Source organism: Streptomyces sp. NPDC051320 (assembly GCF_040682175.1).
Taxonomy (GTDB): Bacteria; Actinomycetota; Actinomycetes; order Streptomycetales; family Streptomycetaceae; genus Streptomyces.
This window is the reverse complement of sequence record NZ_JBFBAL010000003.1, coordinates 1-14554: the sequence shown is the minus strand read 5'-3', so window position 1 is coordinate 14554 and position 14554 is coordinate 1. Positions and strand designations below refer to the sequence as shown.

At 69.9% G+C, this 14554-nt stretch carries 9 protein-coding genes and 2 pseudogenes; 6 read left to right on the top strand and 5 right to left on the bottom strand.

Annotated features, from left to right (window positions below):
• Positions 1-8: 8 nt before the first annotated feature.
• The 3 genes from AB0M87_RS07770 to AB0M87_RS07760 all read left to right on the top strand — a co-directional run bounded on the left by AB0M87_RS07770 (position 9) and on the right by AB0M87_RS07760 (position 4381).
• Entirely contained in the window at positions 9-2426 is a 2418-nt protein-coding gene (locus AB0M87_RS07770; protein WP_365851004.1) for a glycoside hydrolase N-terminal domain-containing protein, read from the top strand.
• 50 nt (positions 2427-2476) lie between these two features.
• The gene (locus AB0M87_RS07765) at positions 2477-3694 is read left to right on the top strand and encodes an SGNH/GDSL hydrolase family protein (RefSeq protein WP_365851003.1); all 1218 of its coding nucleotides are present in this window, start codon (positions 2477-2479) and stop codon (positions 3692-3694) included.
• A gap of 105 nt (positions 3695-3799) precedes the next feature.
• Positions 3800-4381 carry a hypothetical protein gene (locus tag AB0M87_RS07760; protein ID WP_365851002.1) on the top strand — a complete coding sequence of 194 codons (582 nt, stop codon included), beginning with the start codon at positions 3800-3802 and terminating at the stop codon, positions 4379-4381.
• A gap of 204 nt (positions 4382-4585) precedes the next feature.
• On the opposite strand, the pseudogene AB0M87_RS07755 reads toward AB0M87_RS07760, so the two are convergent.
• A pseudogene (locus tag AB0M87_RS07755) lies at positions 4586-4816 on the bottom strand (NAD-dependent dehydratase); the annotation flags it as partial.
• 807 nt (positions 4817-5623) lie between these two features.
• Here AB0M87_RS07755 and AB0M87_RS07750 point away from each other — a divergent pair.
• From AB0M87_RS07750 to AB0M87_RS07740, 3 genes and pseudogenes are all read left to right on the top strand, one after another.
• Positions 5624-5857: pseudogene (locus AB0M87_RS07750) on the top strand (coagulation factor 5/8 type domain-containing protein); the annotation flags it as partial.
• A gap of 244 nt (positions 5858-6101) precedes the next feature.
• Positions 6102-8279, top strand: a complete 2178-nt coding sequence (locus AB0M87_RS07745; protein ID WP_365851001.1) for a discoidin domain-containing protein — start codon at positions 6102-6104, stop codon at positions 8277-8279.
• Between the two features lie 124 nt (positions 8280-8403).
• Positions 8404-9495, top strand: coding sequence for a DUF1996 domain-containing protein (locus tag AB0M87_RS07740; protein ID WP_365851000.1), 1092 nt, complete (start codon positions 8404-8406; stop codon positions 9493-9495).
• 168 nt (positions 9496-9663) lie between these two features.
• Here the strand turns inward: AB0M87_RS07740 and AB0M87_RS07735 are convergent, their stop codons facing one another.
• The 4 genes from AB0M87_RS07735 to AB0M87_RS07720 all read right to left on the bottom strand — a co-directional run.
• A complete protein-coding gene (locus AB0M87_RS07735; RefSeq protein ID WP_365850999.1) occupies positions 9664-11625 on the bottom strand; it encodes a glycogen debranching N-terminal domain-containing protein in 1962 nt (653 codons plus the stop codon).
• Entirely contained in the window at positions 11622-13004 is a 1383-nt protein-coding gene (locus AB0M87_RS07730) for a trehalase family glycosidase (protein WP_365851458.1), read from the bottom strand. The genes AB0M87_RS07735 and AB0M87_RS07730 overlap by 4 nt, the downstream gene beginning before the upstream one ends.
• Before the next feature lie 5 nt (positions 13005-13009).
• Entirely contained in the window at positions 13010-13810 is an 801-nt protein-coding gene (locus AB0M87_RS07725) for a sugar phosphate isomerase/epimerase family protein (RefSeq protein ID WP_365850998.1), read from the bottom strand.
• Positions 13811-13891: 81 nt separating this feature from the next.
• A partial coding sequence (locus AB0M87_RS07720; protein WP_365850996.1) for a zinc-binding alcohol dehydrogenase occupies positions 13892-14554 on the bottom strand: 663 nt, incomplete at its 5' end.

Here is a 14554-nt window from a genome sequence, read left to right as displayed (position 1 = left end):
GCACAACCGTGGACATCCCGCACACCGACTCACCCGACAACCTCCGCAGCCGCAGGGGCTTCCTCGCTCTCGCGGCCGCTACGGGCGTGGCCACCGCACTCGGCGGGCTGCCTGCCTTCACCGCCTCGGCGGCTCCCCGTCGCCCCACCGAGTCCGCCCTGCTGTCCGCGGCCGACGCCGCCAAGAACCAGCTGTGGTGGCAAGCTCCCGGCTCCGCCGACTCGATGATCCAGCAGGGGTTGCCGGTCGGGAACGGGCGCCTCGGCGCGCTCGCGAGCAACAGCCCGTCCGGCGAACTTCTGCTGATCACCGATGCCACCCTGTGGACCGGTGGCGTCAACGACACGCTGCAGAGCGACGGCCAGTTCCCGTACGGCCGCGACGACTTCGGCTCCTTCACCCTGCTGGCCCAGCTCACCGTGGACATACCCGACCACGACCTGGGCGCCGCCACCCACTACCGTCGCTCCCTCGACCTGGCCCAGGGCCTGGTCAGCGCCTCGTACGACATCTCCGGCGTCACCTATCGGCGGCAGATCTTCGCCAGCCGCCCCGACGACGCCATCGTCCTGTACTTCTCCCAGCAGGGCGGGGGCACCTACACCGGTACGGTCTCCCTCGTCGGCACCCACGGCGAGTCCACCACCGGCAGCAGCACCGGGCACTGGGCGTCGTTCGGCGCCTCCTTCGCCAACGGCCTGACATACGGTGCCGCGGTAACCGCCCACAGCAGCACCGGCACGGTCCGCGTCGACGGTACGTCGATCTCCTTCAGCGGCTGCGAGGACCTCACCGTCGTCGTCAGCGGTGGAACCGACTACGCGCCCGACGCGGCCGCGAAGTTCCGCGACCCGTCGGTGGACCCCGAGCGTCTCGCCCGGACCAAGGTCATCGACGCTTGCGGCCACTCGGCGAGCACCCTGCTGCACACCCATGTGGCCGACTTCCGGGCAGCCTTCGGGCAGCTGGACATCGACCTCGGCCCCTCGTCCGCCGCGCAGCGCGAACTGGACACCTGGGAGCGGGTGCGGGCGCGCTACCGGGACGACGTCCCCGACCCGGAACTGGAGGCCGCCTACCTGCAGTTCGGCCGCTACCTGATGATCTCCGGATCACGGGGCAGTCTGCCGCTCAACCTCCAGGGCCTGTGGCTGGACGGCAACGACCCCGACTGGATGGCCGACTACCACACCGACATCAACGTCCAGATGAACTACTGGATGGCCGACCGTGCCGGGCTGTCCGGCTGCTTCGATGCCTTCGCGGACTACTGCCTGGCCCAGTTGCCCTCCTGGACGGACGTCACTCGGCGTCTCTTCAACAGCTCGACGAACAGATACCGCAACTCCAGCGGAAAGATCGCCGGCTGGACCGTGGCGATCTCCACCAATCCGTACGGAGGAGGGGGTTGGTGGTGGCACCCGGCCGGTAACGCCTGGCTCTGCCAGAGCCTGTTCGAACACTACGAGTACACCCAGGACCGTGCCTACCTGGAAAAGATCTACCCCCTGATCAAGGGTGCTGTGGAGTTCTGGGAAGCCCGGCTCATCACCACGACGGTCACCGACGCGTCCGGAGCCGCGCGCGAGGTCCTGATCGCCGACAGTGACTGGTCGCCCGAGCAGGGACCTCTCGACGCCAAGGGCATCACCTACGCCCAGGAACTCGTGTGGAACCTCTTCGGCAACTACCGCACCACGACCGAGGCGCTCGGCAAGGACGCCGGCTACCGCAGAACCGTTGACGGGCTGCGCGCACGGCTGTACCTGCCCGTGGTCAGCCCGAAGACCGGCTGGCTGGAGGAGTGGATGTCGCCCGACAACCTCGGCGAGACCACGCACCGTCACCTCTCCCCACTCATCGGCCTCTTCCCCGGTGACCGGATCCGTCCGGACGACTCCACGCCGAAGGACATCCTCGAGGGGGCGACGGCCCTGCTCACCGCCCGCGGCATGAACAACTTCGGCTGGGCCAACGCCTGGCGCAGCCTGTGCTGGGCGAGGCTGAAGGACGCGGAGAAGGCGTACCAGCTCGTCGTCAACAACCTGAAGCCGTCGGCCAACGGCAGTAACGGGACCGCGATGAACCTCTTCGACATCTACGAGGCCGGACAGGGCCGCGGCATCTTCCAGATCGACGCGAACTTCGGTACCCCCGCCGCGATCATCGAGATGCTCGTCTACTCACGGCCGGGACACCTCGAGCTGCTCCCCGCGCTGCCGGCCGCCTGGGCGGCGTCCGGCTCGGTCTCCGGTGTAGGCATCCGGGGCGGCTTCGTCGCCGACATCGGATGGAAGAACGGGAAAGTCACCCGGGCGACGCTGAGGAGCGTCGGCGGCCGCAGCACGACCGTCCACGCGGGCGGCGTCTCGCGGACGGTCCATCTCGAGCACGGCGAGTCCGTCACGCTGCGGAACCTCGGATGAGCGGCGGACCGGCAGCGAGTCACCGACCGCGCCGCAGAGCCCCGCTGTCCATGGCTGCCGCACTGGCCGGCGCGCTGCTGGCGGTCCTCGCGCCGAGCGTGAACGCCTCGGCCGTCGCCGCACCTTCACCTCAGCATCAGAGCGGCCGGGTCAGTGCCTGGTCGCCCAGCATGACGACCGGCGGCCCGGCCTTCGACAACCGGACCATCCGGATGGTGGCCCACTCCAGCGTCAGCGGCTCGGATGCCCGCATCACGCTGTCCAACCGGTACAGCGACACTCCGCTCGACGTCAGCGCGGTGGACATCGCCGTCCAGCAGAGCGGGGCAGCGGCGAAGCGGGGCACCACCTTCAACGTCACCTTCGGCCACTCCGGTCACCTCAGCATCCCGGCCGGCGGCCAAGCGATCAGCGACGCCGTCCCGATCTCGGTGAGCGCCGGGGAGAACCTGCTCGTCAGTCTCTACCTGCCCGGCGCGACGGGCACGTCCACCTGGCACTCCGACGCGTTCGACACCACCTACACGGCAGCCGGTGATCACACGGGCGACGACAGCGCGGCTGCTTTCGACACCAGCACGACCTCGTGGTACTACCTGGCGGGCCTCGATGTGGTGTCGCCCACCGCGAAGGGCACAGTCGTCGCCTTCGGTGACTCGATCACCGACGGCTACCACTCCTCCACCGGTACCTACACCCGGTGGCCCGACTTTCTCGGACGCCGGCTGGGCACCGAACCGGGGCCGCAGAAGCTGAGTGTCGTCGACGCCGGCATCGGTGGCAATCGGGTCCTCACCGACGTCCCCAACCTCTGGCAGGGCGTCAGCGCCCTGAAACGCTTCCGCCACGACGCACTCGGCCAACCGGGCGTCAAGGACGTGATCCTCTTCGAGGGCATCAACGACATCGGCAACAACGCCGGAACCGACGGGGCGCCGCTGACCGCCCAGGCTCTCATCGAGGGCTACCGCACCCTGATCGGCGAGGCACACGCCGCGCACGTCAACGTCATCGGCGCCACCCTGATGCCCGACGAGGGCAACGGCTACTACACGCCCGCCGCCGAGACGATCCGCCGGAGCGTCAACCGGTGGATGCGTACGAGCGGTGCCTTCGACGGCGTCATCGACTTCGACCGGGCCATGCGCGACCCCGCGAACCCCGCGGCCCTCGACCCGGCCTACGACTCGGGCGACCACATCCACCCGAACGACGCCGGCATGGAGGTGATGGCCGACGCGATCGACCTGCGGCTGTTGCACAGCTGACCCGCGCAACCGATTTCGGCCGACCCTCTGGCGAAAAAGCGTCGTTCGTTCCAAGCTCTCGGTGTGACGAATTCAGAGAGCGGAGCAATACCGGGACGGACGGACATGACCTTGCGGCTCCGAGGGAAGCTGCAGTGGGTACCGGTGGGTGCGGTGATCGTGCTGGCCGCCTGGGCGGTGGCCATACCCCCGGTCATGCACGGGGCGTACGGAGCGATCGGTGGCACCCTGATGGTGATCGCGGGCGTGCTCCTCGCCGTCTTCACGGTGACCTTCGTCGGTTACCTGGTCCGCCCGCTGCGCATCGAGGCGCGCGAGGCCGGCCTGAGCGTGCGCCTGCCCACCTGGCCCACCCGTACCGTGCCCTGGGCGGCGCTGGCGGGGGTATCGGGGGTGGTCGTCGCCTCGGGTGGCCGCACGCACTCCTACGTCGTGGTGGACTTCGCACCGGGCGCTGACGCGCTGCCCGCGCTGTGCCGCCCGCGCTCGATGTACCGCAGGCTCGGCCCGGCGATGGATCGGGGAGAAGATGCGAAGGGCCTCTGCCTGGAGGAGGAGGTCTTCGACCTGGATCCGGCCGGTCTGCTGGCCGCGATCGGACGGTGGGCCCCGGCCGGCGTACCCGTCAGCGGTCCGCACGGTGAGAGCTACGGCACGCCGGAGCCGGGGCCTGCGCGGCCAGCGTGACCTCGGCGACCAGCGCCACCACATCCGGGCCGTACGCCTGCGAGTTGATGACCTTCAGCCGACGTCGGCGCGGGAGCAGGGCGGCCGGTGGACGACGGTGGCGCGGGTGTGTGGACGTGAAGGTGCTTCTTCCGATCGCCGGGCGGGGGCCCACCGAAGGGAGGGGCCGCCGTCTGCGGTGATGGGGTGCGGACGGCGGTTTCCTCAGACCCCGTAGCGGTCGGCGGCGAAGAGGTGGAGGTGGTCGGCGACCCAGTCGGAGGTACGTCGCAGTCCTTCGTCCAGCGAGACCTGCGGCTGCCCGCCGCCTCAGTCCCGGGCGCGGGAGTTGTCGGGGAGCAGTCGCTGCACCTCACTGCCGGCGGGACACAGCCGGCTCTGGTCGACGACGATCTCCGCGTCGCGGCGGGAGGCGTTGATGAGCGCCTTGGCGAGCGGTCGGCAGACGGTGCCCGCGATTGCGGGGTCGCCGGCGGCGGTCCGTGACCTCGTCGACGAGGCACTGACCGCGCCACGAGGGCCTTGAGCCAAGGCCTGCCGGCAATGGCGATGCTGCCGCCCCCCCTACTGCCCTCTGGCGGCGGCTGGGCGCCGCATCGGTCCGAGGCGTTTGATGATCCGGTCTGCCGCCGACTTGGACACCCGCCTCAGGGTCAGTTGGCGCGTGGTCAGGTTGGCGCGCCAGGACGAGCAGTTGGCGCACTCGGTTCGGCCCCCTTCCGACGAAGGGCCGGGCGGCGCGCCTCCCCGGGACGACCGGGCCCGGCAACCGCGCGTCACATCAGTGCCAGGGGGCGAGGCCACCCGAACCTGTTCCACCGCGGCCCCGCTGGGCCCGGCGTCGTCGTGGCGTCGAGGAAGGCCGGGAGAGAATGCCTCTTCGCCGGCCGACATCGGACGGAATATCACCAAACGTCGCCCTGCCCCGAAGACAGGGCTTAAGTCAAGCCGAAAGAAAAGTCCCGCCCGGGTCCTTGACCGATACATGACTGCCGGGCATCGTTCGGGAGAGCGCTCTCCCTAGGCGCTTCATCTCTCAACTCCCTGTGGGAGGAGGCGACTTCTGTGTCCGCAGTTGGTATGACCGTGGCGAGACCGCCACGAAGACGACGCTCCGGCCCAGCGCGCAGGGCCATCGCCACTGCGCTGGTCAACGCGCTCGTCGGCGTCCTGCTCGTCCTTCTTCCGGCCACCGCGGCGCAGGCCGTTCCCGTGCTGCTGTCTCAGGGCAGACCCGTGCCGGCGTCCAGCACGCACGAGGCCTGGGGCCGAGGCAGCTACTGCAACTGCACCACGGTCCCGGTCATCCGGCATGGCCACGGATCCGAAGCGCCGGTGAAACCGGGAGTGACGTTCCACAGCCTCCTGGTGGTCTCCCTGGCCGGCGACGGACAGTACGAGCACGTCATCAACGACCCCGGATCGCCCACCTCGGCTACCTCGACCGTCCCCCTCACGGTCGTGGCCTCCCCCTGATCCACGCCCGGGGCGGTGCCGTCCGGAATTCGGGCCCGGCCAGCTGTCTTCGGGCCGGACGACCCTGCTCCGCGTCCCCGGCCCCGAGAGGGACGCCCTACTCAGTTCGAGCACATGACCGGCCTCCTTCGCCGGCGTGAGCCCGACGCATCTTCACCCCGACCCCGAAAAAGCCCACAAGGCCATCGAAGCGCATGGCTGCCGCAGCAGACCTTTCCCTCGGACCGACCCTTCAGGAGTACCCGTGCCCAGACCACCCTCACCGGTGACGCTCGCTCCCCGCCGCGCCGCCTTCGCCCTTCTCGCGCTCGGCGCCCTCCTCGCGTCCTTGCTCACCGTCGCGCTCGCGCCGAGCGCGCACGCGGCCGACACCCTCCTGTCCCAGGGCAGGACCGCCACCGCCTCCTCGCAGGAGGGTGACGGCTACTCGGCCGCCGCCGCGGTGGACGGCGACCTGACCGGCACCCGCTGGGCCAGCAAGTGGAGTGACGAGCAGTGGCTCCAGGTCGACCTGGGGCAGGAGTCGGATCTCAGCCATGTCGTTCTGACCTGGGAGCCGGCCTACGGCAAGGACTACGAGATCCAGGCGTCCGACGACGGCACCGACTGGCACACCCTGAAGAGGGTGACCGGCGGCGACGGCGGCACCGACGACCTCGCTGTGTCCGGGACCGGCCGCTACGTCCGGATGGAGGGCCTCGCCCGGTCCAGCGGGTACGGATACTCGCTGTGGGAGTTCCAGGTCTACGGCTCCGCCGGCGGCACCACACCGCCCCCCACCTCGGGCGCAGTCAAGGTCGAGGGCACCCAGGGCAACTGGCGCCTGACCGTGGGCGGTCAGCCGTACACCGTCAAGGGAGTCACCTGGGGCCCGGCGATCTCGGATGCTCCCAAGTATCTGCCGGATGTGAAGGCCATGGGCGCCAACACGATCCGCACCTGGGGCACCGACGGCTCCAGCAAGGCGCTCCTGGACGCGGCGGCGGCCAACGGGATCCACGTGATCAACGGTTTCTGGCTGCAACCGGGCGGCGGGCCGGGTGCCGGCGGCTGCGTCGACTACGTGACCGACACGACGTACAAGAACGACATGCTCACCGAGTTCGCCAAGTGGGTGGACGCCTACAAGAGCCATCCGGCGACGCTGATGTGGAACGTCGGCAACGAGTCGGTGCTCGGTCTGCAGAACTGCTACAGCGGCAGTCAGCTGGAGGCTGAGCGCAACGCGTACACCAGCTTCGTCAACGACGTCGCCAAGAAGATCCACAGCATCGACCCCGACCACCCGGTCACGTCCACCGACGCGTGGACCGGGGCCTGGGCGTACTACAAGCGCAACGCACCCGACCTCGACCTGTACGCGATGAACTCCTACAGCAATGTGTGCAAGGTCCGCCAGGACTGGATCGACGGGGGCTACACCAAGCCGTACATCATCACCGAGACCGGTCCGGCCGGTGAGTGGGAGGTGCCCAACGACGCCAACGGCATCCCCGACGAGCCGACCGACGTGCAGAAGGCGGACGGGTACACCAAGGCCTGGAACTGCGTCACCGGCCACCAGGGCGTTGCACTGGGCGCCACCCTCTTCCACTACGGCACCGAACACGACTTCGGCGGTGTCTGGTTCAACCTGGTGCCCGACGGGCTGAAGCGGCTGTCGTACTACGCTGTCAAGAAGGCCTACACCGGTTCGACGTCCGGTGACAACACCCCGCCGGTCATCAGCGACATGACCGTCGCCCCGGCCTCCTCCGCGCCGGCCGGCGGCGAGTTCACCGTGCACGCCGCCGTCCGCGACCCCGACAGCGACCCCGTCACCTACAAGATCTACCTCAGCGGCAACTACGCCAACGGCGACAAGCGGCTCGTCGACGCGCAGTGGCGCTCGCTGGGCAACGGGAACTTCGCCGTCACCGCGCCGCAGAAGCTCGGTGTGTGGAAGGTCTACGTCCAGGCCGAGGACGGGCACGGCAACGCCGGCATCGAGACGAAGTCGGTCAAGGTCGTCGCCCCGCCGGTGAGCGGGACCGACCTGGCGCTGAACCGGCCCGCGACCGCCTCCTCCTCGCAGCAGTCCTACGGCGACTGCCCCTGCACCCCGGCGATGGCCGTTGACGGCCGCACCGACACCCGCTGGGCCAGTGACTGGAGCGATCCGCAGTGGTTGCAGGTCGACCTCGGCGCGTCGAAGGCCCTGCGCAAGCTGCAGCTCGTCTGGGACCCGGCCTACGCCAAGTCCTACGAGGTGCGGGTCTCCGACGACGGCAGCAACTGGCGTTCGGTGTACTCCACGACCGCCGGCGACGGTGACGTCGACACCATCGACGTCTCGGCCACCGCTCGTTACGTGCGCCTGCAGTTGACGGCGCGCGGCACGAGCTGGGGCTACTCGCTGCACGATCTGGGGATCTACAGCTGACGGCTGTGCCCCGGACGGCGGCGGCCCCTCAGTGGGTGCGCCGCCACCGCACCGATCGCACCTCCCGCGTGCCGCACCCACGCGTGCGCGGGCCCTCTTTCCACTCCACGGGCAGGAGACCCCCATGAGATCGAGTCCGAAACGGTTCCCCGCACTCCTCCTCGGCACCGCGCTGTTCACCAGTGTCCTGGGCATCGGCACCATCGCCTCTGCCTCCGCCTCCGCCGCCGGCGACAAGGACGGCGGTGCGCCTGCCGCTGTCGCCGCCGGGCACACCATGTCCGTGTCCCCCCAGGCATCCGCCGACGACCCGGACGGCGACGGCTACATACCGGCCGTGCCGCAGGTCACCGGCGTCACGCCGTCCTCGGCCGACCCGCCGCACCGCTACTTCCACGAGTTCCAGGCCAACTGCTCGGTCACGCACACCGCTCCGGACGATCCGATCGTCTACCCGGGCCAGCCCGGCAAGTCCCACGACCACACCTTCATGGGCAACACCTCGACGAACGCCGCAAGCACGACCGCCTCCCTCGACGGCGGCGCCACCACCTGCAAGGCGCCCGCCGACGCCTCGGCGTACTGGATGCCCTCGCTGTTCAAGGGCGACCAGAAGATCCTCCCGGTCGGCCCGCAGACCATCTACTACAAGTCCGGCGTCACCGACTACACCAGTGTGCGGCCCTTCCCCAAGGGACTGCGGTTCGTCGTGGGCAGCCCGATGCAGAGCGCCGACGAGTTCCGCCACCACCCCGGCTTCGTCGAGGGCTGGGAGTGCGGCGACAGCTACTTCAACGTCGACTTCCCGGCGAACTGCGCGAACCGGGCCGACGTCCAACTCAACATCCGCTTCCAGGCCCCCAGTTGCTGGGACGGGAAGTACCTCGACACGCCGGACCACAAGAGCCACATGGCCTACCCGGTCGTCAAGCCCGGCACCAACGACAACGTCTGCCCCGCCGACCATCCGGTCGCCGTGCCGATGATCGAGTTCAAGATGGCGTTCCCGGTCAACGGTGACATGAGCCAGGTGCACCTCGCCAGCGGCAGCGGTCACTCCTTCCACTACGACTTCTTCGACGCCTGGGAGGACCGCACACTCAAGGCCATGGTCGACCACTGCATCGTGGGCGGGCTCCAGTGCGACGCCCGCGGCTACGACCAGACACACCCGGAGGCGGGTGCTGCCCTCAACGAGGACTACCGGCTTCCCTGACCCCCGACCCGTTCCACTCGGCCCGGCCGGTCCCGCGCACCCCACGCAGGCCGACCGGGCCCTCGGGCTGTTCCCGGGCAACCGGCTGTCTCAGCCGGTTGCCCGGGTCCGGCTTGTCGGAGGGGACTACAGAGGCTGCTTCCTGGAGGTCAGTGGTCGCGGCGAGGTTCAGCATGCCAAGGACGTCTGACGCAGCGCCGTGAGAAGGGCCAGGGGAGTGGCCGCCGCCCAGGCCTGTGGCGAACACGCGTGCGGGTAGGGCACCGGCTGTGGGTGGTCGGTGCGTCCGTAACCCGCCATCACCTCGGGCAGCCGGTGACCGTGGTGTGCGGCCGCGTCCAGCAGACCGAGCGCGACCGTGCGGGCTTCGTCCGTCAGACCGCAGCGTACGAGCCCGAGCAACACGATTGCGTTGTCGTGCGGCCAGGAACTGCCGCGATGGTAGGAGAGCGGGTGGTAGCCGGGCTGGTCCGATGCCAGGGTCCGGATGGCCCAGCCGGAGAAGAAGTCTGGCTCCAGCAACCGCCGCCCTACGCGGTGCGCGTGGGGCTCGTCGAGGATGCCCGACCACAGGAGGTGTCCCGCGTCGGAGGCGAGCGAGTCGACCTGCCGCCCTTGGCCGTCCAGCGCCAGGGCTGGGAAGTCGGTTTCCGGCATCCAGAAGTCCCGTAGGAAGCGCTCCCGTAGACCGGCGGCGGCGGCCTCGAGTTGGTCGGCGTAGCCCGCGTCGTTCCAGACCGAACGGGCGAGCCGCGCGGTGCGGACCAGCGCGTCGTAAGCGTATCCCTGGGCCTCGACGACCGCGATCGGCCCCTCGGCCTGCGTGCCGTCGAGAAAGCAGACGGCTCCGGCGGAGTCCTTCCAGTTCTGGTTGATCAGTCCGTTGGGATCAGGTGTGTAGACCAGGTAGCCACCGGTGTCCAGGCCGCCGTCCCGGAACATCCACGCCATGGCTGCGCGGGCATGGGGCTCCAAGCGAGCGGCGAGCGTGCTGTCCCCCGTGGCCTGCGTGTAGCTGCCCAGGAGCACCAGGAAGAGGGGGGTCGCGTCCACCGATCCGTAGTAGCGGCCGTAGGGCACCTGGCGGAAACTGGCCAGCTCACCGTGGCGGAGCTCGTGGACGATGCGGCCAGGTTGCTCGCCGCGGTCCGGGTCGTACTGGCTGCCCTGAGTCGCCGCGAGCGCGGCGAGGGTCGCCGCGGCCAGCTCCGGGCGATACGGGAGTGCGAAGAGCGAGGTGAGCAGGGAGTCGCGGCCGAAGAGAGTGAGGAACCAGGGGACGCCGGCGCCCGGGACTCTCAGCTCTTCGCCATCCGGTCCCGTGGCGGGGATGCGCAGCGCTGCCAGGTCGCGCAGGCCGCGTGAGCAGGCCGCGGCCAGACCGGGGGGTGCATCCCGGGGTATGGGCAGCGGCGCGTCACCGACGAAGGCCGCGACGTCGGCGGCACAGACCGCTGCGGTCTCCGAGGGAGTGGCGACCGCTGCCGGGGCAGGCCCGCCGTGTGGGTACGCCGTCACCGTCAGCAGCAGTTCCACCGCACCGAGTGGCGGCAGGTCCAGCCGCCACTCCAGCAGGTGTGCGGTGTCCTGCCCGCCTGCCGGCACGACGTTATCGGGGGCAGGTGTCGCGGACACCGTTGTACGGGAGAGCCAGTCACCGCGCTCGTAGGTGAAGGCGACTCCGCCGGGCACCACACGGGCGCTGCGCTGTGCGCCGCCCTTGTCGTAGTGACGCTCGTCGGAGCGTAGTTGGAACTGGTCGGCGAAATCGGCAGCCACCGTCAGCCCGACCACCACCGTGGTGGTCTCCGACCGGTTGCTGACCAGTCGGAGCCGCTCCGCCAAGGCTCCGTCGGCCAGGGACTGCTCACGGAAGACGGTGTACGCGGGGGGCTCGTCACGGGTGCCCGGCGGGGTCAGCACACATGCGGCGGAGAACTCTCCCGCTGAGGGGACAAGCACCGCAGGGGCCGTGCCGTCCACGGTCAGGGACCAGAGGCTCAAATGCCTTGCGTCCTGCCGGAACATCCCGTCGGGCGATGCACCGAGGCTGCCGGTGATACCGCCGTCGGCACCCAGGATGGCGAAGGTGCCCGCCCGGACCAGGATGGTGTCCGCTGTGGTGCTCACGTACGTACTCCGTTCGTGGGGCCGGTTGTACGGTCGGCCCTCTCCGAGGGCCGGGCGGCGGCCAGCAGATCGAGGGTGAGGGCGGCCGTCCATGCGAAGTCGCGGGTGCCCCGGGACTGCGAGGTGAAGGGATCCACGTACTCCGCGAAGTCGCAGGCGCCCGCGGCGGTGAGCATCGATGCGCGCAGCCGGTCCGCCTCCCGGGTCTGCCCGTACTCGCGCAGACCGCGCTCCAGCAGCCAGTTGGTATTGAACCAGGCCGGTCCGCGCCAGTAACGGGACCCGTCGAAGGCGTGGCCGGTGAAGTCGTACGAGGGTGCCATCGGTACCTCGCCGAGGCGGAAGCCGGGGCCCGCCGCCGTTGAGAGGAGTGCGTCCACCAGGTCCCGAGGGAGCCCGGGCACGATGAGGGGGACAAGCCCGGCGACGCTGCGCTCGGGGATGAGCTCGCCCCCCACCAGGTCCCGGCAGAGGAACATTCCCTCGGCGGAGGACCACAGGCGCGCCACGAGTGCGTCGGTCAGCTGCGCGGCCCGGCGCTCGTGACGAGCGGGGTCGGCTCCGGTCGCGGTGGCGATCCGGGCGAGAGCGTGTTCGGAGACGATCAGCAGAGCGTTGAAGCAGGGGTCCTCGACGGCGAAGGTGTGGTCCTCTCCGGAGTCCGCGTACAACCGGTCGCGGTAGTCGGTGGCGAGGCGTACGTAGCGGCCGTAGTCCAGATCGGTGGGGCGCTCCGCGGGCTGTCCGTGATCGAGATCGGCGCGCCGGTAGGAGCTGGGGGCGGACGGTTCCACGCGTTGCAGGGGGCTGTCCCAGCAAGGACTGTTGTCCATCCCGGGTTCCCACGGGTGCACCACGGCGGCGAGCCCGCCGCCACCGAGATCGCGGGGACCCGTGAGGTAGTCGTGCCAGGCGGCGAGGCGCCCGTAGAGCCGGGGCAGGAAGCCGCGCCGGCGTGAGGCTTCCGGGTCGGCACGGTGAACGAGCCACGCGGAAAGGGCGTGAACCGGGGGCTGCACGATCCCTGAGGTTTCGGTGCCCGCCGGGGCACCCGTCGTCGCGCCGGCGCTGGACGAACGCCAGAAGTCGGGGCTGGGGAAGTAGGCGTCCAGTGGGACAGCCGGGTTGAAGACGATGTGCGGGATGCGTCCGTCGGCCCACTGGGCGCCGAACAGACTCTCCAGTTCGCGCTGGGCGCGCCGCACCGACAGATGGCGCAGGCCGATCGCGATGAAGGCCGAGTCCCAGCTCCACTGGTGCGGATACAGGCCACGGGAAGGGACTGTCGATGTTCCCGTCCAGTTGGCGAGCAGGACCCGCGCCGCACCGCGCCGAAGGGTCAGGCCATCGGCTGCGGCGGGCGCGGGCGTTTCGAGCAGCGACGTCACGCGCCGGACCTCCGTAGGAACGCGGGGATCGAGCGGACGGCCTCCGTGGGGTCGCCGGTCAGCCGGCATTCGACGGCGAGGTACCCGTCGTAGTTGATGCTGTGCAGCGCACCGAGCCAGGCGGGCCAGTCCAGGTGCCCGGCGCCCGGCTGGAATCGGTTGGAATCACTGACCTGGGCGTGGCCGATGTAGGGCGCTGCGGCCAGGATGGCTGCCGACGGGTCGCCCTCCTCGATGTTCATGTGGTAGCTGTCGATGCCGATACGGACTGAGTCGATGCCCACTGTTCTGATCAGCTCGGCGGCCTGTTCGAGGCGGTTGACCATGTGGTCCTCGTACCGATTGAGCGGCTCCAGGTAAAGGCTCACGCCCTCCCGGCGGGCGTGTTCGCCGAGCTCGGTGAGGCCCGTGATCAGCACCTCACGATCCTGCTCCTCGGTACGCGGGGGCTCGAAGGGCGGCAGCCTGCGCGAGAACATGCCGTACGAGGCGGGAGTCTGCACGCCCAGGGCGCCGATCTCGGCCGCCACGCTGAGCTGTGACTTCAGCTGCTCCAGTGCGTCGCGGCGCAGGGAGTCGTCGAAGGCGGCGAAGAAGTGCAGCATGTCGACGCAGACGGTCGGCATGACGACGCCATCGGCGTGGGCCCGCGTCAACTCGGGGAGACGGTCACGGAACTGGAAGTCGCCCTTGGAACGCAGCTCGATAGCGTCGTAGCCGACTCCCTGTGCGAACTCCCACTTCTCCTGGAGAGTGGTGCCGGGGAGGAGCTGCTCCTGGCAGGCGGTCTTCAACATGGGGGCCTTTCAGAGCCGGAGTGCCGGCGTTCGGTGTCTGGCGGCGGTGCGGCGGCCGGATGCGGGCGCCGACGGGAGATCTCAGAACTCCAGGACGATCTGCAGGGCGTCTGCGGGCCGTTCGTCGAGCAGGGCGTACGCGTCTGCTGCGTCCGCCACCGGCACTATGTGGCTGACCAGCGACTTCACGTCGATCCGGCCCTCGGCCACCAGCGACAGGAAGGTCTGCTGGAGGCGCTCGACCGTCCACCGTCCCGCGAGCTGCGGCGGAACACCGCCGATCTGCGAGCAGACAAGCTGCACCCGGTTGTGGTGGAACTCGTCACCGAGACGCAGGCCGATGCCGTCGCCCTGGTAGAAGCCGGATGCGACCACCCGGCCGCCGACGGTGACGGACCGCATGGCCTCCTGGAGCGCCGGGTAGACGCCGCTGATCTCGATCGCGACGTCGGCACCGACACCTCCGGTGGCTTGGCGGATCTGCTCGGCGACCGTACCGGTGCGGGCGTTGAGGGTGTGCAGAGCGCCGTATTCGCGGGCAGTGGTGAGCCGCCCGTCCAGTGCGTCGACCGCGGTGACCCGGGCGCCGCTGAGCTGGGCGAGGCGGGTGGTGAGCAGACCGATGACGCCCTGGCCGAAGACGGCGACATTCTCGCCGAGGTGGATGTCGGCGCCGAGAACAGCGTTGTACGCGATGGCGCCGACCCGGGCGAAGGCGCCGGCCAGCGGCTCGAGCCCCGAGGG

What these genes read in the sequence shown, in the direction of transcription:
- AB0M87_RS07765 (WP_365851003.1), top strand. Translation starts at nt 2,477, where the DNA reads ATGGCTGCCGCACTGGCCGGCGCGCTGCTGGCGGTCCTCGCGCCGAGC.
- AB0M87_RS07760 (WP_365851002.1), top strand. Translation starts at nt 3,800, where the DNA reads ATGACCTTGCGGCTCCGAGGGAAGCTGCAGTGGGTACCGGTGGGTGCG.
- AB0M87_RS07740 (WP_365851000.1), top strand. Translation starts at nt 8,404, where the DNA reads ATGAGATCGAGTCCGAAACGGTTCCCCGCACTCCTCCTCGGCACCGCG.
- AB0M87_RS07725 (WP_365850998.1), bottom strand. Translation starts at nt 13,810, where the DNA reads ATGTTGAAGACCGCCTGCCAGGAGCAGCTCCTCCCCGGCACCACTCTC.